The organism is Leptospira yanagawae serovar Saopaulo str. Sao Paulo = ATCC 700523, from assembly GCF_000332475.2.
Classification (GTDB): domain Bacteria; phylum Spirochaetota; class Leptospiria; order Leptospirales; family Leptospiraceae; genus Leptospira_A; species Leptospira_A yanagawae.
Genome location: NZ_AOGX02000010.1, coordinates 1 through 19,761, shown reverse-complemented (window position 1 = coordinate 19,761; position 19,761 = coordinate 1). Strand labels below are relative to the sequence as shown.

The 19,761-nt window shown below is 40.7% G+C and carries 24 protein-coding genes and 1 pseudogene; 6 read left to right on the top strand and 19 right to left on the bottom strand.

The window, feature by feature from the left end; genetic code table 11:
- The first annotated feature begins 1 nt into the window (after window position 1).
- From LEP1GSC202_RS02280 to LEP1GSC202_RS02270, 3 genes are read left to right on the top strand one after another with little or no spacing between them, the layout of a single operon-like run.
- Complete coding sequence (locus LEP1GSC202_RS02280) at window positions 2-835, top strand: TrmH family RNA methyltransferase (protein ID WP_015676043.1); 834 nt, start codon at window positions 2-4, stop codon at window positions 833-835.
- Complete coding sequence (locus LEP1GSC202_RS02275) at window positions 832-1,899, top strand: glycosyl transferase family 1 (protein WP_015676056.1); 1,068 nt, start codon at window positions 832-834, stop codon at window positions 1,897-1,899. The genes LEP1GSC202_RS02280 and LEP1GSC202_RS02275 overlap by 4 nt, the downstream gene beginning before the upstream one ends.
- Window positions 1,900-3,582 carry a DUF342 domain-containing protein gene (locus LEP1GSC202_RS02270; RefSeq protein WP_015676041.1) on the top strand — a complete coding sequence of 561 codons (1,683 nt, stop codon included), beginning with the start codon at window positions 1,900-1,902 and terminating at the stop codon, window positions 3,580-3,582. It begins immediately after the preceding gene.
- Here LEP1GSC202_RS02270 and LEP1GSC202_RS02265 read toward each other — a convergent pair.
- The 12 genes from LEP1GSC202_RS02265 to pyrB all read right to left on the bottom strand — a co-directional run bounded on the left by LEP1GSC202_RS02265 (window position 3,571) and on the right by pyrB (window position 12,978).
- Window positions 3,571-4,335: an LA_1326/LA_4305 family lipoprotein gene (locus LEP1GSC202_RS02265; RefSeq protein WP_015676080.1), complete on the bottom strand. Its 765-nt coding sequence runs from the start codon at window positions 4,333-4,335 to the stop codon at window positions 3,571-3,573. The genes LEP1GSC202_RS02270 and LEP1GSC202_RS02265 overlap by 12 nt on opposite strands.
- A gap of 7 nt (window positions 4,336-4,342) precedes the next feature.
- On the bottom strand, window positions 4,343-4,702 hold the full coding sequence (locus LEP1GSC202_RS02260) for an STAS domain-containing protein (RefSeq protein ID WP_015676045.1): 360 nt from the start codon (window positions 4,700-4,702) through the stop codon (window positions 4,343-4,345).
- 54 nt (window positions 4,703-4,756) lie between these two features.
- On the bottom strand, window positions 4,757-4,945 hold the full coding sequence (locus tag LEP1GSC202_RS02255; RefSeq protein WP_015676079.1) for a hypothetical protein: 189 nt from the start codon (window positions 4,943-4,945) through the stop codon (window positions 4,757-4,759).
- Window positions 4,942-5,736: a pentapeptide repeat-containing protein gene (locus LEP1GSC202_RS02250; protein ID WP_015676070.1), complete on the bottom strand. Its 795-nt coding sequence runs from the start codon at window positions 5,734-5,736 to the stop codon at window positions 4,942-4,944. The genes LEP1GSC202_RS02255 and LEP1GSC202_RS02250 overlap by 4 nt, the downstream gene beginning before the upstream one ends.
- A gap of 49 nt (window positions 5,737-5,785) precedes the next feature.
- On the bottom strand, window positions 5,786-5,986 hold the full coding sequence (gene rpmE / locus LEP1GSC202_RS02245; protein WP_015676082.1) for a 50S ribosomal protein L31: 201 nt from the start codon (window positions 5,984-5,986) through the stop codon (window positions 5,786-5,788).
- 10 nt (window positions 5,987-5,996) lie between these two features.
- Entirely contained in the window at window positions 5,997-7,400 is a 1,404-nt protein-coding gene (gene rho / locus LEP1GSC202_RS02240; protein ID WP_015676048.1) for a transcription termination factor Rho, read from the bottom strand.
- A 142-nt stretch (window positions 7,401-7,542) separates the two neighbouring features.
- Window positions 7,543-8,742 carry a helix-turn-helix domain-containing protein gene (locus tag LEP1GSC202_RS02235; protein WP_015676078.1) on the bottom strand — a complete coding sequence of 400 codons (1,200 nt, stop codon included), beginning with the start codon at window positions 8,740-8,742 and terminating at the stop codon, window positions 7,543-7,545.
- Between the two features lie 47 nt (window positions 8,743-8,789).
- Window positions 8,790-9,428 carry a hypothetical protein gene (locus LEP1GSC202_RS02230; RefSeq protein ID WP_015676068.1) on the bottom strand — a complete coding sequence of 213 codons (639 nt, stop codon included), beginning with the start codon at window positions 9,426-9,428 and terminating at the stop codon, window positions 8,790-8,792.
- Between the two features lies 1 nt (window position 9,429).
- A complete protein-coding gene (locus LEP1GSC202_RS02225) occupies window positions 9,430-10,422 on the bottom strand; it encodes an adhesin OmpL37 family surface protein (RefSeq protein WP_015676084.1) in 993 nt (330 codons plus the stop codon).
- Between the two features lie 52 nt (window positions 10,423-10,474).
- Complete coding sequence (locus LEP1GSC202_RS02220) at window positions 10,475-11,701, bottom strand: LL-diaminopimelate aminotransferase (RefSeq protein WP_015676090.1); 1,227 nt, start codon at window positions 11,699-11,701, stop codon at window positions 10,475-10,477.
- On the bottom strand, window positions 11,685-12,053 hold the full coding sequence (locus tag LEP1GSC202_RS02215) for a DUF2203 domain-containing protein (protein ID WP_015676054.1): 369 nt from the start codon (window positions 12,051-12,053) through the stop codon (window positions 11,685-11,687). Before LEP1GSC202_RS02215 ends, LEP1GSC202_RS02220 begins: the two co-directional genes overlap by 17 nt.
- Window positions 12,046-12,978, bottom strand: coding sequence for an aspartate carbamoyltransferase (gene pyrB, locus LEP1GSC202_RS02210; RefSeq protein WP_015676075.1), 933 nt, complete (start codon window positions 12,976-12,978; stop codon window positions 12,046-12,048). Before pyrB ends, LEP1GSC202_RS02215 begins: the two co-directional genes overlap by 8 nt.
- 66 nt (window positions 12,979-13,044) lie before the next feature.
- Between pyrB and LEP1GSC202_RS02205 the strand changes: the two genes are divergently transcribed.
- Window positions 13,045-13,458 (top strand): acyl-CoA thioesterase, encoded by a 414-nt coding sequence (locus LEP1GSC202_RS02205; protein WP_039927955.1) that lies wholly within the window; start codon window positions 13,045-13,047, stop codon window positions 13,456-13,458.
- Here the strand turns inward: LEP1GSC202_RS02205 and LEP1GSC202_RS02200 are convergent.
- From LEP1GSC202_RS02200 to LEP1GSC202_RS02180, 5 genes are all read right to left on the bottom strand, one after another.
- Complete coding sequence (locus tag LEP1GSC202_RS02200) at window positions 13,442-14,038, bottom strand: UbiX family flavin prenyltransferase (RefSeq protein WP_015676046.1); 597 nt, start codon at window positions 14,036-14,038, stop codon at window positions 13,442-13,444. The two genes, LEP1GSC202_RS02205 and LEP1GSC202_RS02200, sit on opposite strands and share 17 nt — an antisense overlap.
- Window positions 14,035-14,946 (bottom strand): UbiA-like polyprenyltransferase, encoded by a 912-nt coding sequence (locus LEP1GSC202_RS02195; RefSeq protein ID WP_039927953.1) that lies wholly within the window; start codon window positions 14,944-14,946, stop codon window positions 14,035-14,037. Before LEP1GSC202_RS02195 ends, LEP1GSC202_RS02200 begins: the two co-directional genes overlap by 4 nt.
- Before the next feature lie 802 nt (window positions 14,947-15,748).
- Window positions 15,749-16,390 (bottom strand): endonuclease III domain-containing protein, encoded by a 642-nt coding sequence (locus LEP1GSC202_RS19570; protein ID WP_083929970.1) that lies wholly within the window; start codon window positions 16,388-16,390, stop codon window positions 15,749-15,751.
- 26 nt (window positions 16,391-16,416) lie between these two features.
- Complete coding sequence (gene rpmB / locus LEP1GSC202_RS02185; RefSeq protein ID WP_015676073.1) at window positions 16,417-16,707, bottom strand: 50S ribosomal protein L28; 291 nt, start codon at window positions 16,705-16,707, stop codon at window positions 16,417-16,419.
- 18 nt (window positions 16,708-16,725) lie between these two features.
- Entirely contained in the window at window positions 16,726-17,490 is a 765-nt protein-coding gene (locus LEP1GSC202_RS02180; RefSeq protein WP_015676049.1) for an LOG family protein, read from the bottom strand.
- A gap of 34 nt (window positions 17,491-17,524) precedes the next feature.
- Between LEP1GSC202_RS02180 and LEP1GSC202_RS02175 the strand changes: the two genes are divergently transcribed.
- Complete coding sequence (locus LEP1GSC202_RS02175) at window positions 17,525-18,373, top strand: hypothetical protein (protein ID WP_015676051.1); 849 nt, start codon at window positions 17,525-17,527, stop codon at window positions 18,371-18,373.
- Here LEP1GSC202_RS02175 and LEP1GSC202_RS19565 read toward each other — a convergent pair.
- Window positions 18,324-18,533: a hypothetical protein gene (locus LEP1GSC202_RS19565; RefSeq protein WP_015676092.1), complete on the bottom strand. Its 210-nt coding sequence runs from the start codon at window positions 18,531-18,533 to the stop codon at window positions 18,324-18,326. The genes LEP1GSC202_RS02175 and LEP1GSC202_RS19565 overlap by 50 nt on opposite strands.
- 60 nt (window positions 18,534-18,593) lie before the next feature.
- Window positions 18,594-19,490 (bottom strand): aldose 1-epimerase, encoded by an 897-nt coding sequence (locus tag LEP1GSC202_RS02170; protein WP_015676042.1) that lies wholly within the window; start codon window positions 19,488-19,490, stop codon window positions 18,594-18,596.
- Window positions 19,491-19,545: 55 nt separating this feature from the next.
- Here LEP1GSC202_RS02170 and LEP1GSC202_RS02165 point away from each other — a divergent pair.
- Window positions 19,546-19,761, top strand: a pseudogene (locus LEP1GSC202_RS02165) (signal peptide peptidase SppA); the annotation flags it as partial.

The window sequence follows — 19,761 nt, the reverse complement described above, 5'->3', positions numbered from 1 at the left end:
AATGAAACCACAAAGGAATTACATCACGAGTTTCTCGAATCCAAAAGTAAAATGGGTATCAGGTCTCAAAGAAAAAAGAAACAGAGATGAAGAAAAAAAATTTTTCATCGAAGGTTTTCGAGAAATCAAAAAAGCAATCACAGGAAATCAATCTTCACCTATTCCATGTTTGCCGGTAAATATCACGAGTTTATTCATCTCACCAGAATGTTTTTTGGGTGAAAATGAAGAATCTTTGATCAATTCTCTCCGTTGCCCAATTTATGAGTTACCTCGTAAGATTTTTGAAAAAATATCCTACCGAGATCGTCCAGATGGTTTGATCGCAGTGGCAGAAACTCCAAGTGCAACGGTTCCTTGGAAAGAAATGAAAGGAATTGATATCAATCCAATTCTAATCATCGAAGGTGTAGAAAAACCAGGTAACCTCGGCACAATACTTCGTACGGCCGAAGGGGCAGGTGTTGGCCTTGTGATTGTCACGGATCCAAGGATTGATTTATTCAATCCAAATGTGGTAAGGGCGAGCACCGGAACAATCTTTACTTTGCCTGTATACATTGGTGACTTGGGGGATGTGTTATCCGAATTCCAAAAACGTGGATACAAACGTTACGCCGTGACACCAGAAGGCAAAACATTGTACAGTTCCATCGATATGAATGCAAAATCTGTTTTTTTATTTGGGAGTGAACAGTATGGACTAAGCCCACTCGCCAAAGAACTTGCGGATTCCACTTTATATCTACCAATGCTTGGGGAGGCGGATTCTCTCAATTTAGCAATGTCATGTGGAATCGTTTTATATGAATCGATTCGCCAAAGATCAAAATGAAACTTTATTATTCGATTTCAGGGCATGGTTTTGGTCACATCAGTAGATCTGGTAGTATCATCAAACGACTATTAAACGAAGATTTTATTGAGGAAATCCATTTGGTGAGTACTCGTATCTCTTTTATTGACTTCCAACACACAAAACTAAAACTTAAGTCTCTGAAGTTAGATGTTGGAATTGCTCAAAAAGATTCCCTCTCCATTGACTTGGAGAGTACCAAAGAAGAACTCATCCAATTTGAAAAAACCAAATCAGAAATTTTAAAAGAAGAAACGAAATACTGCAAAGAACATCAAATTTCTCTCATCCTCACAGATAGTTCTTCTTTTCCTATCACACTTGCTATGGAAGTGGGAATCCCCAGTATCTTTATAGGGAACTTCACTTGGGATTTTATTTATCGTAATTATGCCAAATCTGACTCATATTTTGGAAATTTAAGTGAGCAATTGGAAGTGGAATACGGATTTGCGACAGAAGCACTTGTATTACCATTCCAGTGTCCAATGCCAAATTTTTTAGAAAAAACTAACATCGGTCTTGTGGGACGAAAACCCACTTTAACAAAAGCATTAGCAAGGAAACAATTTGGATTCAATGATGAAACTACCTACATCTTACTTTCCTTTGGTGCGTATGGTTTAGAAGGTCATACACTACAAACTAAGAATTTACCAAAAAATATCCAACTTGTTGCTTATGGAGTTCCTGGCATCCAAAAAGAAGGGATTTTAGTTCCAGAAGTTACTCATTATCCAGATCTTGTCACTGCCGTCGATTTTGTATGCACAAAACCCGGTTACGGAATTTTAGCAGAATGTTATTATGCAAAGACACCCATCCTCTATACAGATCGAGGTGACTTCAGCGAATACTTGTATTTGGTAAATGCATTGGAACTATACTTTCGATCTGCCTACCTGAATTTAGAGAAAATTATTTCTTGTGAATTTGAAGAAGTGCTGAGATACCTTACTACAGTGGATGGAATGACACCAAAATCCGAATTAAAAATCGATGGCGAAGAAGATGTCGTACGTCATCTGTTAGAATATATATAAATGCCAGGCCCTGACTCATATACTGATCGAATTTTACAAGACTTGGAAGCATCTGAAAATGGGTATTTCCAAATTGAAAATGCCAATGGCAAAGCTATTTTAAAAATCACAAAACCTGGATCGAAAGGTAAAAAAGTAGAATACAAAGATGTCCTTGCTCGAGTGCAACTTTTTGGAGTGGAAGGATACCAAACCGAACAATTAAAAAAAATTGTTCTATTAGCCGATGGAAAACCAGTTGAAATCGGAACGTGGTCCAAAGGAGATCCCGTTCCATCCTATGCAGACATCAGTGTTTCCGATGATGGAATGGAAGCTAAAATGGTTTTACACCCTCCAAAACATGGAGGCCCCCTTCTCACCGAATACCAGTTACGTGAACAAATTGCAGCAGTGGGTGTGTCTGTGGGAATCATCGATGCAGTCATCCAAAACCAAATTAAAAATCCTGAATTTTTTGTCCCGTATGTGATTGCGAAAGGAATCCCTCCGATCCCAGGAAAGGATGGTGAAATCAAAATTTATTTCCGATCTGACAACAAACCACAGTTAGAGGAAGATGAACACGGTCGGATCAATTACAAAAACATTGGAGTCATCCAATCTGTAAAACCGGGTGACCTCATCGCAGAAAAAATCCCTCCGAAAAAAGGTGAATTTGGGAAAACCGTCACAGGAACCATCCTCCCTTACCAAGAAGAAAAAATAGTCGAATGGATCCTTGGTCCCAATGTGGAATTAAAAGGGGACAAACTGTACGCAAAAATTGCGGGGCGACCTGTTCTTTCCGCTTCATGGGAAATCAAAGTGGATGAAGTGATCCAATTGGAAGCTGTAGATTATTCTACTGGCAATATTGATTTTCCTGGAACCATTATCGTAGAAGAAAAAATTGGCGATGGATTTTCTCTGACCACAAGTGGTAGTATCATCATTCGAAACTCAGTAGGGAAAGCATTTCTCAAAGCAAAAGGTGATATCGTTTTATCTGGTGGATTTATGGGTCGCGGGGAAGGTTATATCGAATCGGAAGGGAATATCTATGCAAAATTTGTGGAACAAGGAAAACTCACCGCCCAAGGTTCCATTTTTGTTGAAGAGGCAGTGATGCATTCGGAAATCTCTGCTAAAGACTTTATCCGTGTGATGGGGGGTCGTGGGGAAGTGATTGGCGGCACCATCATTGCTGGTAACTCTCTCACCTGTGCTAAGTTAGGTGCAGTCGTGGAAACCAAAACCAAAGTAGCAATTGGAACCCCACCAGAACTTCTGGATGAACTCAACCGTATGAAAAAAGAAATTTCAGAAAAAGAAATCACCCTTCATAAAGTCCAACTCACACTCACGAAACTTGTGGAAAAAAGTCAAAAAAAAGAACTAACCCAAGAAGAAAAAGACACCATCAGCAAATTGAAAGATGCAAACGAAAAGTTCACAAAGGTTCTCGAAACCCAAATCAAACAATTTGAAACAGCACTTGGTTCCTATGAATCGAATCCGGATGCCTTTGTGGATGTAGAAAGGGAAGTTTTCCATGGAGTGGATTTAAGTTTTGGAGCGGGGAAAAACTACCGGATGGGAATCAACTCTCTCGTGGGAAAAACCCATTTTTATTTAGGAACCGATGGTTCCGTCCAAACAGAACGAAATGTGATTCGGAAAGAAGACGACTTACTCCTCTAACAAAACCCCATCTTCTTCATCTCTCAAGATTTTTTTCTCAGGTTTGAGATCGGCCTCTACTGATTTAGAAATATCATTAGAAGTTTTTTTACGTTTTTCAAATTTTAACTTTGCCAAATCTGATTTCTCAAATACGAGCCAGTGTCTGTTTCGAAACCCACCTACTTTTTTAAAACTAAATCCCTGGCCTTGTAATACATACGTGGACTGAGGGAAATGATCAAAAGGGATATCAGGAATGTTTGACCAATCAAAATAATTGCCTTGTTCATCATAAGAGATTTCTTTTTGTAATTCCCCAAATAGGATTTCAATGGAAGTTTCTGTTGACCAAATATAAAAGGCTGTCCTGGAATAATGAGAAACTACTGATTTCACTGGATTGTATTTGGAAATGACAAGTAAGAGTTGGTCTGGTTTTAACTTTTGTAATCCATCCACAAGGTCCAAAGCGAATTCCTTCACTTCTTTTTCTTCAAAGATGTATTGGTTGACATCACCATAAGAACTTTCTTCTCGAAACCGAATGTTTCCAAGTAAATCTAAAACCTTATCTTCCGTGAGTTCAACTGGATGCGCAAATGTTTTGGCAACTGAAGATTCTGTTTTCACATTGATTTTATCACGGTTTACAGTATAAATCGCAAATTCATTGCTTCGAAAAAGAAGGGATCTGGATTTTACTCCAGTAGCACAAGATTGGAGCAAACCGAAGGTAAACAATAAAGATAAAAAAAAGCGAAAGGATTTCATATTGGTTTTAAGCCTCTAGAGTTTTTTGAAACTCAGGAAATTTCGATAGGTATTCATCCAAAGTCAAAATGGAAAGGATATGATTGAGTCCAGACAATCGAAACACAGAGTTTAGATTTTTGTTGAGATTGGTCACAAAAATTTCAACACCACGGTTGTGGAGGGCAGACGATGCTTTGATCACAGCACCAATCCCACTCGAATCCAAAAACTTCACCAAATGAAAGTCCATGGTCAATTTACCAAAATGAGAACCTTCAATTGCTTTTTCGAACTCTTGGTAAAACTCGCGTGAATTTTCCATCAGGACATCCCTTTGGATGGAGAGTAACAGGTGGTTTTCCTGACGGTGGCTTTGAATCAACATACTAGGATTAACAATACGTTACGATTCTCTTCTTTTGTGTCAAGAAAATCGAACTTAGGAAACTGGTGCCAAATCGGTTAGATTCATCTCTAAATCGTGAGGATAACCTTCTTTGTCATTATAAACAACAATTGCCTTATCATTTTGGATTTCTTTCACTTCTACAGTAGAACCTGTAAAAATAAAAATTCCTTTATGTAAAAAGGTTTGTTTTGTGAGTTTTGCCTTATCGCCAGGTTTCATTCCCCATCCTCTTTTTTAAGGTAGAGGTCTTTGCCTGCTTTTTTCATCACATCAAAGATGTGCATTTGGCTATGGTCCACTCGAGTTCCGATATCATAAATGGCATCCGTAAAATCAGCTCCCTCAATCTTAGCGGAAGCTAATTTGGCAAAACGAAGGTCCGCACCGCGGAAATTGGCATTCCTAAGGTCCGCTCCATTAAAAAATGAAGCCTTTAGGTTGGCACCTTGGAAGTTGGCTCCGACAAAACTAGAGTTCTGCAAAAAAGCATTATGAAGATCAGCACCAGAAAAATCCACACCATCCAATTTTTCTTTTTCAAGCATCACACTGGATAATTTTGCATCACGCAAATGCCCTTGGTTGTGAAGGAGTTCCATCGTTTGTGCTTTGGTGATTCGGTTTTCTTTGGGAACACCTTGTCCTGATTCGTAATCTTCCACTGCCTTTTTGAGAGCAGCAACTGCGGATTCAGGATAGTTTTTCCTACGTTCAGGAAATTCAAAGAGTGTTTCTAGTGTTTCAGGTGTTAGGTTTTTCAGTTCTGTTAGTGACTTACCTTTTGCATATTCGGTAGCCATGGCAAGAGCCACAATCCCAAACCCACAACCGGTTGTGGTGTAACTTGCGTCTTCCACCACTTGTTCGTCGTTTAACTTTAGATAGATGCGGTATCCGTCTCCGCAACCTGTGTTGCGGTAGTAGGAGACGACAGTAGCGTCTTCCATCTCACGGTAATTCATCCTTTGGTCGTTGATTTCTTTGTAGCGAGCAAAGTCCATTACTGCCATGAGTGTTCTCCTGTTGTAACTTAGACGGTCCTAAAGAGGCAAATGCCTCTTATTTCATTTTGTATTTTTTCTTGAACTTGTCTACGCGGCCAGTTGTATCCACGAGTTTGGATTTTCCCGTGAAGAAAGGGTGGCAGTTGGAACAAATTTCCACACTGATGTCCCCGGAAGTGGAACGAGTTTCAATCACATTACCACAAGCACATTTGATTTTGGCAGCAACGTATTTTGGATGGATGTCAGTTTTCATGGTGGCCCTTTTAGTTCGTATTCATGCTGGCGAGGAATTGGTCGTTTGTCTTCGCGCCACGCATTTTTTCAATCAATAGTTCCATACTTTCGGTGATACTCATAGGAGAAAGTACTTTTCGGAGGATAAACACTCGAGTGAGCGTGTCTTGTGGGAGGAGGAGTTCTTCCTTCCTGGTTCCCGAGCGGTTGATATCGATGGCAGGGAAAATTCGTTTGTCAGCGAGTTTTCGGTCCAAATGGATCTCCATATTTCCCGTTCCCTTAAATTCTTCAAAAATCACTTCGTCCATTCTAGACCCTGTGTCAATGAGAGCTGTGGCGATGATGGTGAGAGACCCACCCTCTTCGATATTCCTTGCCGCACCAAAAAATCGTTTTGGTTTGTGGAGGGCATTGGAATCCACACCACCAGAAAGAATTTTACCAGAGGTAGGAACCACTTGGTTGTAAGCACGGGCAAGCCTTGTGATGGAGTCGAGCAGGATGACGACATCCTTTCCATGTTCCACAAGTCGTTTCGCTTTTTCGATGACCATTTCTGCCACTTGGACATGGCGTTGTGCTGGTTCATCAAATGTAGAGCTCACAACTTCGCCTTTTACATGGCGGGCCATATCGGTTACTTCTTCTGGACGTTCATCGATGAGAAGGACGATGAGAAAAATTTCTGGGTGGTTACGAGTGATGGCATTGGCAATGGATTGCATGAGAACCGTTTTACCAGTTCTAGGTGGCGCCACAATCAGAGCCCGTTGTCCCTTTCCGATGGGACACATGAGATCAATCACACGTGTGTCCAAATGGCTTGGATCAAATTCCATATTGATCCTTTCGTTTGGATAAAGAGGTGTTAAGTTATCGAATAAATTTCTTTTTTGCGCAACCTCCACAGGAAAACCGTTGATGGATTCCACTCGTAACATCGCAAAAAAACGTTCTGCTTCTTTTGGTGGACGGATGAGCCCCGTTACTGTGTCACCTGTTCTAAGGCCAAACAATTTGATTTGGGAAGGTGAAACATAAATATCATCTGGACCTGGCACATAATTGTAGTCAGGTGATCGAAGGAATCCATATCCATCAGGAAGTCTTTCCATGACCCCTGCTGCATGCACTTGTCCGTCTTTTTCGGTTTGTGCTTGGAGGAGAGCAAACATCAAGTTTTGTTTTTTCAAACCATGAGTGTTTTCTACTCCCAAACCTTTCGCGAGGTCCGCTAGTTCGTTGATGTTCTTTTTCTTAAGTTCAACTAAGTCAAGTGGAGGAGGGATTGGACCCTCATAACGATTCTTTTTTTTCTTAAATTGTTTCGGTGGTTCAGAGGCATCGTCTTGGTCCATAATGCCATTTGTATATTCGGTTGGTTCTTCAGGGGGATTAACTTGGATTTCTTCTTGTTTGCGTGATGCCATAGATTGTTCTACATTGATTTGTTAGAGTATTTGATAAAATTCGGGAAACCATTTGTGCAAGTTAAGTATGCAAGTGAAACAGCGAAGTGCGGAGGTGTTTTCTCAAACGGTAATGAAAAAATTGTTTCTCCGAGTGTTTTCGTCAACGTCTTTTTTTTGCCTTTTTGGCCGCTTTCTTTGTGATTGGGTTCACTTTCTTCACATTCTTTTGTTTTTTCTGCTTTGGAATCGTTTGTTTCGCCGTTTTAAAGGGTTTTTGTACTTTATTTTGGGAATCCTTCTTTGGTAAACTCGATTGTTTTTTGGTTTGTCCTTGTTTTGGGAGTGGTTTTTTTTCGGAAGTTCCCTGTTTTTCGGATCGTTTTCTTGGGATCACCAGTTTTTCTTTTTTGTTGTTTTGGAACCTTTCGGATAAATTCAAAAAACGAATTCTGTTTTGTAAAGTGGTTCTCGGGATTCCGAGCTCAGTTGCCGCATGTGAAATATTTTGTGAATTCCTTTGTAAGGATTTATGAATGTAGTGTGCTTCCATTTCCGCAAGTATAGTTTCCAGTGGCAATTTGGAATGAAATGCCAAATCCAAATCGGGGAAATCTGATTTTCCTTTCCCAAAACCACTCACACTGGAAGTAAAATGGTATAAAAAACCCACTACTTTCTTTTCTTTTTTTAGAGTGATGATCCTCACCTGCGATTGTAAGTCGGGTAACATTGTCGTCAATACACTTGTGTCTGCTTCCTTACCCAAACTCAAATCATGGTCTTTGAGGTAAGTGGCAAATACTTCCCTATTTAAATTGTGCAAATACTTCTCTGCAGTTTCGATGGAATCGTCGAACAATGATTTTGTGAGGATGTCTCGTTCAAAACTTTCATTATAAAAAATAGTTCCACCAGTTACATCAGTAGCGATCAGGCCATCTGGAAAATGGGATAAGATGAGTTCCATAAACCACTGGACTGAATCCAAATTTTCTTTTTTTTTCTCGAGTTTGGATTCGATGGTTTCGAGTTTCGGATCCCGAATTTGTTTGGATTCTAATTTGGTAAAGGCAGCAAGAAATCGTGGTTTGTCCCAATTGTCTTTTTTTTCTCCATCGATGCCGATGACAGGGATAAGAGAAGACTCTTTGAAATATAATACCAAAGACTCACTGAGTTCTGTTTCTAAAATTTCGATTGGGATTTGGTCTAAGTCTTCTCTTTCTTTTCCAAGGTCTGATAATTCTCGGTGTACTCTTTCTTTAGAAAGTAAACCGACAAGTTCTCCTTTCTCGCTTATGACGGGAATGTGAGATGCCCTTGTGAGCAAAAAATGACGATAAAGTGATTCAAACTTCACTAAGCAGTCATTTTTTGAAATTTGGTGTGAATGAAAATGAAAATTTTTTAGTTTTCTTGGATCGAGGTTTGCTTTTGTTTATGGAGACCCATCCAAATGGGTTGCACCCAAGCGGCATCTGCAGTTTGGTACGATTCAGGGATCTCTGATTTTTGCGAACGTAATGTCAATAGGCTATATACTAGCGAACGTTTGTAGGTATGTAGCGAAAGTTGGTAATTACCTGACAAATAATATTCCTTTGCATGGTCTTTTTCACTTTTTGCCATCAAAAGGTAACGTTGGATTTTTTCTTTTGTGTCCCACTCCAAACGAATGGCTCCAGATTTTTCCTCTGATTCCATTTGGATCCATAACCCCATGGCTTTTTGGTAGAGCCCATTCGCTGATTCTTCCATGGGGGTACAGAGTTTTCTTTGTGTGACGAGGATTTCTCCTTCTGCAAGGGTTAAAACTTTTTCAATGTCGGCACGTTTCCCAACCCGGTAGGTTTCTTCTACTTGGTCTCGCATTGATTCCACGGATGTTTTGCCAACTTCTGGTTCTAACCTTAATTGTTCTTTGATGTCGAGAACAAGTGTGATTTTACCATCCAATTGTTTTTTCCTTTCTCTGTAAGACATGGTGCTTTTGGCCACAAGTCCAAGAGAAATCGAAATTAGGATCACACTTGTTACGAACTTCATATTACTTCTTCTTTTCTTCCGGATAAATTGCTTTTCCGTTTTCATCAAACTTTGGAGTTGGAGGAACTGATTCACGTCTTGCCCCTTCTGTCTCTTTGATTTGTGCATTGGCTTCAAGTAATAAATCTAATTTTTTCGAAGTGATGAATCCATAATTATCATCATGTTGTTCGAGTAAGTCGAGTGGTTTTGCATCGGGGTTACCAGATGGCACTACCGTTCTTTCCATCCGTTTGTTCTCAATGAAGTTGATGAGTGTGTCCCTCACCTTTTCGTAGTTACGTTGTTTTTCTTCGTTACGAGCTTCTTTTAAATCTTCATTGGATCTGTATTGGTATTCCGGTTTATCCTCATCGGGTGTTTTGCTATAAATCATCGCAAGGATGGCAAAACGTTTTGCACGGCGGAGTGTCAAAATCCCTTCTTTGTAGAGCGTGAGTTTGTAACGGTATTGGTGAGGGCTGGAATTAAGACCGGTTGTGTAAAGGTCTTCCGAAGAGCGAAGGTCACGAAAACCTAAACGTAACAGCGCTTTGGCGTTACTATCATTGGACCTTATGATGGCAGGAGCTGCTGCTTCGAGGAGTGCTCTTGCATCTTCAATGTATTTTTGGATGACAATTTCAAAAATACTTTTTAGTTCCCCTTGCGCTTGGCGGAGTTGGCGAAACCCATACACATAGTTACTTTGTAAGTACCACATGTTCCCGCTGAAGTCCGATTGGTTAGCGGCTTTTAGGAGTTTGAAGTAATCAAAATCCAAATTCTTTTTGGAAGGATCTGGGGTTTGTGTTCCTGGGCCTGGTTGTGCAGTGGTTTGTGCTTCTTCTTGGGAAGGGGCCAAATTGCTGAGTGCCACATTGATAAAATTTAAGTTTTCTTTGTTTTCAAAGATCAAAATCCCCAAATTTGTTTGTTCTGGAGATACTGCATTGATGTGGGAGATATTCCCAACAACCATTGCAAAAAAGAGGATGAATTTCCATTTTCCCATAACTCTACCTTGTTTTATATATCGGAGCTATGGAAAAAACCAGGACTAAATTTTACATTTTTTGGATGCGTTCGATGGCAGAAATGACATCTTCTCGTTTTCCAAAGGCTGAAAGTCGGAAATACCCTTCTCCTGCCGGTCCAAAACCAGAACCTGGGGTTCCTACCACTTGTGCCTTTCCTAGGAGCTCGTCAAAAAATTCCCAAGATTTGAGACCGCGCGGGGTTTTTAACCAAATATAAGGGGCGTTTGTTCCACCAAATACTTTGTAACCGGCCTTCCCAAGTCCTTCCCGGATGAGTTTTGCATTTTCCATGTAATAGGAAATTTGTTCACGAATCTCTACTTGGCCTTGTGCTGAGAAAACTGCTTCTGCACCTTTTTGCGTTATGTAAGAAACACCGTTGAACTTGGTTGTGTGGCGGCGGTTCCAAAGAGAATTAAAACTCACTTCTTCACCGGACTTTGTTTTTCCTTTTAAGTCTTTTGGGATCACAAGATACGCACAACGTGTTCCAGTAAATCCAGCCGTTTTCGAAAAGGAACGAAATTCCATGGCAACTTCTTTGGCACCAGGGATTTCATAAATGGATTTTGGAATTTCTGGGTCTTGGATAAAGGATTCATACGCCGAATCATAAAGGATGATACTTCCCATTTTTTTGGCATAGTTTACCCATTCCGTGAGACGTGCCTTAGTTGCCACCATCCCTGTTGGGTTATTTGGGTAACAAAGGTAGATGATGTCTGGTTTTTCTTTTGGAAAATCTGGTTCAAAATTATTTTCCTCAGTAGCTGGCATATAAATGATGTTCGCATAACGACCATCAGGCCCTACTTCGCCCGTACGACCTGCCATCACATTGGTATCTACATACACTGGGTAAACTGGATCCACAACGGCAATTTTACTATCGAGTGAAAAGATTTCTTGGATGTTTCCGCAGTCACATTTGGATCCATCTGATACAAAAACTTCGTCTTCTGCAATTTGGACACCACGTGCAGTGTAATCATGAGCAATGATTTTTTGGATGAGAAACGAATACCCTTGCTCTGGTCCATAACCATGAAAACCACCTGCACTTCCCATTTCTTTTGCAGCATCCACCATCGCATTTACGATTGTGGGTGCTAAAGGAAGGGTAACATCCCCGATCCCAAGGCGGATGATTTTGGCATTTTGGTTTGCATCGGAATAGGCTTTTACCCTTCTTCCAATTTCAGGGAATAAGTATCCCGCTTTTAATTTTAAATAGTTTTCATTTATCTGAGCCATTTTCTTCTTTTTTTTCCTCTATGAGTTTTCTCGATCTAAATCCTTCATGATAACCATGTTCGTATAACACATCTTCTTCGCCCCATGTCCAACAGTAAAATCCATTGCCATGATCAAAGTCCACAAGCCACAAACCTTTCACATCAATTTTCAAATTTAAAATTTCGTTTGTCCAATGTTTGATGATGTCACCAATTTCATCTTCTTTGGACTCCAAAATATTCTCTGGTAACATTTTGTTCCTAACATCATCTGCAAGAACGCTTGCTTTTAAATAATATTCCTTAGTAATATCGCGAACAAGAGGTAATACTTCCCTTGCCTCTTCCAAAGTCCAAATTTTTTTAGTCAAAATTGACTCCAAGGCTAAGACAAAGTAAAACCATTCGAACTACCACTCCGTATTTCGCCTGACGAAAGTAAGCTGCATTTGGAAGGTCGTCCACATCTGTAGAAAGTTCATTCACACGTGGAAGTGGGTGAAGGATGGTTGTGTCTTTTTTGGAAGCAAGGACAATTTCCTTATTCACTTTATAAATATCTTTTAGTTTTTCATATTCCCTATGATCGGGGAATCTTTCTTCTTGGATCCTTGTGACATAGGCAACATCGGCATCCCATATGGCTTTGATGTCTGTGGTTTCTTCCCAGGTCATGGGGAAACCTTCTAAGTTCTTTTTGTACTTATCGGGGAGTTTGAGTTCTTCAGGGCTTATGAGATACAAATGCACTGGGTAATGTCTGAGAAGGTTGATGAGAGAGTGGATGGTACGACCATACTTTAGGTCCCCGATAAAGGCAATGTTGAGTCCATCGATCTTTCCTTTTTCTGATACAATCGTATACAAATCGAGGAGTGCTTGCGTTGGGTGTTGCCCTGCTCCATCCCCTGCATTGATCACAGGGATGTTGACCGCACCTGCCGCAATCCGAGACGATCCTTCCACGGGGTGGCGGATGACAGCGATGTCAACATAGGCCTCGATCATCTTCATGGTATCATAGAGAGTTTCTCCCTTGGAGATGGAGGAAAATTGAAACCCTACCGTGGAAATGAGTCTTCCCCCAAGCCTTTCCATGGCCGCTTCAAAACTCATCCTTGTTCGGGTACTCGCTTCAAAAAAGAGTGAGGCAAGGAGTTTTCCATGGAGGATTCCAAATGCTTCTCCCGTTTCGTGTAACACACTCATTCGGTTTGTTTTCTCGATTAAAAAATTGAGGTCTTCTTTGGAAAATTGTAAGGTGTCTAAGATGTTTTTGTGAGAGTATGCGTACATAGATCGGAAATCTTTTCTCTAGGGTTTTTGGTATCGAATAAATCGAAAACATATTTTTTGGTATTTATGGTCGAGACAATTCAGAACAAACTCCTGGATATGGAACTTGTCACCCAACACTTGGTCCAACCAGACGATTTAAACTACCATAACAATCTTTTTGGGGGGAAAATGCTCTCCTGGATTGATGAGGGGATGGCAATGTATGTGATGAACAAAATTCGATACACAAACATTGTAACCATGAGTATGGACAATGTCGTGTTCCGTTCCCCAGCCCGGGCAGGAGACATCATCCAAATTTACGGTAAAATCGTAAAATATGGAAAATCCTCTGTAACTTCGAGGACCCTCGCCATCACAAACAACCCACAAACGGGAAAAATGTCTGCCGTGATTGAAAGTGACATCACCTATGTATGCTTAGGTGAGAATGGAAAACCTACGGCCTACTTTCGAAATTTTACCCCTCCCACTTAGGGAAAAGGGTTTGCGTATGGCCAAGTAAATTCAAAATCCTTCCTGCGATGAAATCACCTAGGTCATCGAGTGTTTTTGGCATTTGGTAAAACCCAGGAGAAGCAGGTAGGATGATGGCTCCCGCTTCATCTAACTCTAATAAGTTCCTTAAGTGGATGCGGTTGTAAGGAGTTTCTCTTGGCACAACGATGAGACGCCTTCGTTCTTTTAAGGTGACATCAGCAGCACGTTCAATTAGATTTTCGGTGAGACCTGCTGACATGGAAGCCACTGTTTTCATACTACAAGGTATGACAACCATCGCATCCCAAACATTGGATCCACTGGCAATATCAGACCCAATATCAAAAAAATTGCGAACATGGAATTTGTGTTTGGATTTTACCTTCCACTTCTCTTCCACAAAGGACAAAATGTCTTCGGTCGTTTTGACACTTGTTTCATATTCTTCTGAAAAAATACGAAGAGAAGCGGGGCTTGCTGTGATATACGTTTCCCCATCTATCTCAAATAGTGCCCTCAAAAATCTTGCGGCATAAATGCTTCCACTAGCTCCCGCAAGACCCACAACCAGTTTCATCGGAAACTAATCCCTGAGGATATCTTCAATAAAAACTCATTCCATTTGTCAAAGAGAATGGCTAAAAATAAAACCACACTGATCCAAGAATTGATTTGGTAAAAAATAAGAGGTAGGTCTTTGCGTTTGAATTGGTACGAAATTTTATGTTCATACAAAACTAAAATCCCAATCACAGATAGGATGAGAAAGTACATAAACCCAAGTTCGGCACTAATCCCAGCAAAGATAAAAAATACAAAAGACAAACTGTGTAATACCACTGCGATGATCCGGGATTTGGTTTCTCCCAGTTTTGCAGGAATGCTATGGAGATTTTCTTTGGCGTCAAAATCCATGTCCTGGATGGCATATAACACATCAAATGCGGCGATATGAAACAAAAGTCCAAGAGAAAATAAAATTGGAACAAGGTTTATGGTTTCCGTAATGGCAATCCAAGCACCCAAGGGAGCAAGCGAGATGGCAAATCCCAAAACCAAGTGGCAAAACAAAGTGAATCGTTTGGTCAGCGAATACAGAAATAGAATGAAGAGTGCTGGGAATGAAAGTAGAAAGGCCAGTTTGTTCACAAAAAAACTAGCAAAGATAAAGATAAATGACGAAAGGCCAATAAAAAGCAGGGCCGAAAGTTTGGAAATTTTCCCAGCAGGGATTTCCCGATTTTGGGTGCGTGGATTTTTTTCATCAATTTCAGAATCCACATACCGGTTAAATCCCATGGCCGCACTACGAGCACTCACCATACAGACAAGCACCAGTGCCCCAATCCGAAGCAAATCACCAGTATCGAGGCTCGATTCCAGGTAAGCTAAGACAAAGCTGATCCCGGCGAAGGGCAAAGCAAAAAGTGTGTGGGAAAATTTAACCATTTTAGCGTAGAGAAATAGATTTTTGAAGAAGTTCATGGCATCCTTTCTGCCCTAAGTTTAGACAGTCGGTAGGTTTTTTGGTTCATTCTGTTTCGAATTCTTCCGTTCTTAGAACCAAGGTCACAAAATATGAATATCCGTCTTTCCTTTCTTGGAAGATTCACCCTTTCCATTTTGACAATTGGATTATTTCTATCGGTTTCGGTTGTATCTTCTCACGAAAGTTTGGAGGACAGGCCCCTCCGTTTGTTTTTCCACTGCGGAAAAGACCTTTTCACGAAAATGGATGAGGAAGGCAGAGGAGGCCTAAGCACACTTCTGGGTTATGTAGAACGAGAAAAGATGGATTTGGATTTAAAACGAGGGAAAGGGTACATGTTGTACCCCTTTGGACAAAAAGACAAACCACTCGAATTTCCTTTTGATGGATTCAACCTCACAAAAACCATTGAGATGGACCATGGCCCCGTCAAACTAGGTTTAGGTTCCATTGATGGGCTCGTAAATGCCAAAAACATGGAAGATTACGACGGTTGGATTGTGTATGTCAGTCCCGAAGAGGAAATCAAAATCCCAATGATCCCAGGAAGGAACGAACCGAATCTTCCCATCTTTTTGCTCGTCGAAAAAAAACCACAAGCTCGATTTCGTTATTTGGCAAACGTCCACCAAATAGAATGCCCCAAAGACTATGGTAGGCTTGGCACTTTAAATTTGTTTTATCGCAAACGAAACTTGATTCGTTTGGATTATAAAGTAGAATCCATCAATTTAGTGGACCGCAATCGTTCTTGGAAACAGAGAAAGGAATCGGAAACAGAAGAAGGTTTGGAAAAACCTATTCCGAATACGAAGGACATAGGGAGGAAAGCGGGCAATCCGAACAAAATGTACGACGAGCCTGGCAATACTTACGACCGAGAAATATTAGGTAAAGAGATAGGTTTCGGCAAATCTCCTTAGGAGTGATTTTCATCATCTCTCGTTCAATTTGTACGGGATCAGTTTTTTTCGTAAACCCTAGGCGACCTGTGAGACGTTTTACATGGGTATCCACAACAAACCCTTCTACCACTCCATAAATTTCAGCGAGTACTACATTGGCGGTTTTCCTTCCAAACCCAGGGAGTTTGATCGCCTCCTCCATGGTCTTTGGAAGTTCCCCACCAAATTCTGATACGATCATTTTCGCAAATCCTTGGATACTTTTGGCTTTGTTTTTATAAAACCCAGTTGAAAAGATTTTTTTTTCAATCGCAGCAAGTGGTGCCTTGGCAAAAGATTCTAGAGTTGGGAAGGTACGAAAGAGTTCGGGTGTGACTTGGTTCACACGTTCGTCGGTGCACTGGGCACTGAGAATGACGGCGATTGCCAGTTCGTATGGTTTGGTATAGGTAAGGGGAGTTTCTACGGCACCGAACTCCGCCTCGAGTAGGCGGTAGACTTCGGTGATGTTAGGTGCTTTTTTGGATCGTTTCAATCCACAAACAATCTTAAATCTTGGATCTAAGCTGTCGGTGCAGTTTGTGCTTTCGGTGTGATTCCAACGTATTTTTTAGGAGTGATGGCAGAGATATCACCGCCGTGGTCTTTGATTGCCACTTTCAAACCTTTTTTACGAAGGGTTCTCAAAGCACGTGTAGAAATCTTAACGCGAACCCAACGGTTCTCGTCTTCCAAAAAGATTTTCTTTGTGATTACATTCACCTTCCAGATACGGCGGTTCTTTTTATGAGAATGGGATACGTTGTTCCCTGCCGTTGTTCCTTTTCCGGTTACTACACATGTTCTAGCCATAATTATTACCTTGTTTCGCTATGTTTTTGTACCCTCAGAATGGGTCAATTCGAAACGAATCTTTTCCTGAAAGAATCGAAGTGCTTCAATGGGTGTGTCCGCATAACCAAAAAGATGTAAGTCCTCTTCGGAAATGAGCCTCATCTCCGCCAATTTTTTGAAATTGATGACCTCTGACCAAAATTGTTTTCCATAAAGCAAAATGGGAATTGGGCTTTTTTTCCCGGTTTGGACTAGGGTTAGAGTTTCAAATAATTCATCAAAGGTCCCAAACCCACCAGGAAAGGCAATCATACCCCGGCAGGTTTTCATAAACCAAAGTTTTCGCATAAAAAAATAATGGAATTCGAAGGTGAGCTCCTTGTTTACAAAGGGATTGGGGTGTTGTTCGTGTGGGAGGACAATGTTAAGGGCGACTGATTTGGAACCTGCTTCTTTTGCCCCACGATTCCCAGCTTCCATGATCCCAGGCCCGCCACCCGTGCAGATATGGAGGTTACGATCGGGGATTTCTTTTTTTAACACCTCTGCCCATTCGCTGATCAGCCTTGAGAATTCCCTGGCTTCTTCATAATAATGGCTTAAAGCGGAAAGCTGTGGATTTGAGTTTGCCCCTTGTGTTTCAGGAGAGGGAATCCTTGCGGAACCAAAAACGACGATTGTATCGGTAATCCCATGTTCCTTAAATTCTGCTTTGGGGTGGAGGTATTCCGAAAGGATGCGAATGGGACCTGCTTCGCTTCCCCATAAAAAACTTTGATTCTCGAAGGCTAAATCATTCATCTTGTTATCATAGATCGACCGATTGGTATTAAAAATGTGGAAATTCCCAAAAACATACGAACTTACGATTTCCTTCGAACATCTCCCTATCTCAGAGACAAAATTGAAGGAAATGATCCTCGAATGGGAAACCACTCAGGTTTCGTTTTTACGACCATTTTGGGTATTGGATTGGAAAACAAAACCAGAAGCACTTGGCCATAGCCGAGTTAGCTTTCATTTGCAATCGGAACTTATGAACTTGGACCGAATCTTTGCATTTTTTTTCCCCAATTGGTTTGCAAAGGGAAATCGGGAACGACTAACAAACATTCTACGAGAAAGAATACCAACCCTTCAAACAACGAATCAAAAAATATCAGTTTGGCAAAAAATTGAATCCATTTGGAAAGAACCGATTCAATTGCAATTGGGGAGCCTCATTATGATCAAAGCAAGTTTGGAGATGGAAGGAATCGAAATCGTTACTCCCTCTCGGCATCTCCAAATCCATCAGAATGCCTCACATATCACCTTAAGAGTTTCTTATTTAAAAAACATCCAATACCGTTTCTACCAAAAGTGGTTCAAACCTCCTTACCCAAAATTTGCCGAGTGTTACATCCAAACGAGAGACAAACACAATGACAATAGTTTAGGAAGGGTGTTCTATCACTTCTTAGGATACCTTTTGGAGAAGGAATCAGACGAATACTTATTACCTTATTTTGGATTCCAACCAATAGTTCCAAAATCCATTCGAGAATTGATTCCCAATGAAATCTGGAATGCACTGACGGAGCAACCAACAGAGAATTGGGTCGCAACCAATTTAAAAGGAGAAGAACTCGAATTTAGGCCTGTCTACCCGGTTTCCACTTCTTTGCCGCATCATCCAAAATGATAAATCTTGAATTTTTACCGATCACAACTTCATTGATTTTTTTATCTTGTAAGGCTCGGTAAACAGAAGTTCGGCTAGTGTTTTTCTTTTCAGCAAAGTATTTGATTTCCAAAAGATTTTTACTAATCTGTTTACAAGTATTCACTAGTGCATCTGACATTGGGGGACTATCCTCTTTTTTTTTCTTAGACAGTCTGTTCGATAAAGAGAATGTTTTTTTTTAGAATTGATCCAAACGAATGGAAAATTCGATTTTTTTTTCTGATTGGGCATGCACCATACTAGGACTTGCACCAGGAAAATGTAAAAAGTTTCCTGTACTGGTCATGGGTTCGATGGCAATTGACTTTCGATCTTGAGGAGTGAACACTTGGTAAAAGTTTCCTCCACTGATGATTAATTTTTCCTTTTTGTTCATCGAAAAAAGTCCTATATAAGGGACTTCTCCACCCTTAGCCAAATACAGATCATCAAAACTTTTTCCACTGAGTGGAATTTCGGAATTGATGACCAATTCATCATCTAACACACGTTCTGGCAATAAATAGTCACCTAATTTGATTTGGTGGAATCCAGAACCAATGAGGAAAAGGTCATCAATTGTTTCCTCTTCGTGTAAGCGAAAATACGGGTGGATCCCGAGTGCAAAGGGGAAATCCTCGTTCGACTGATTTTCCAATTCATAGATGATTTTTAACTCAGAAGCAGTGAGCTCGTAAACCTCCCTCACTTGGATTTGGGAAAGTAAGGTTCCCTTCCAAGACTCTGGAATTTCGATTCCGAATTTCACCAAAGACTTTTGTTCCGATTCCGTTTCTTCTACGACAAAACGAGGCAAATTATGAAAAAGCCCATGGAGGGAGATTCCATTCCCATCGGTGAGCCAGTGTACACTCGGATAAAATGGATCCCTAGCCCAAGGATTGGGTTCTAAGCGGTTGACCCAAGGGAACATCAAAAATGACCCCGAGGCAAAAAATGGATCTGGAGGTTTGTGGCCTGCGACAACGGAAACCGTGGATCCATCAACGGGAGAATGTAGGTGCAAATGGAGCCATTGCCCTCCCCCAGTCGGTTCTGACCCAAAACTAGAAAATTTAGTTTTCAATTGGTGCAAGATTTATCTCCCAAAAATGATTGAAGTCAGAGTTTACGATCTTAGAAAGGTTTGTATGCCTTTAAGAAAGTTTGGTCTTTTTAGTTTAGTCGTTCTTCTTTCGGTTCTTTTTACAGAATCTTGTGTGATTGGCAACAGTATGAACCTGTTCCCTCCTACAACTAAGTCTGAATTCGAAGAGAAACTCATCGCGGGAAAGGATCAAGAAAAAATCGTAATTATCTCGATCGAAGGGATGATTTCTGATGAATCCAAATCATCCACTAGAGGC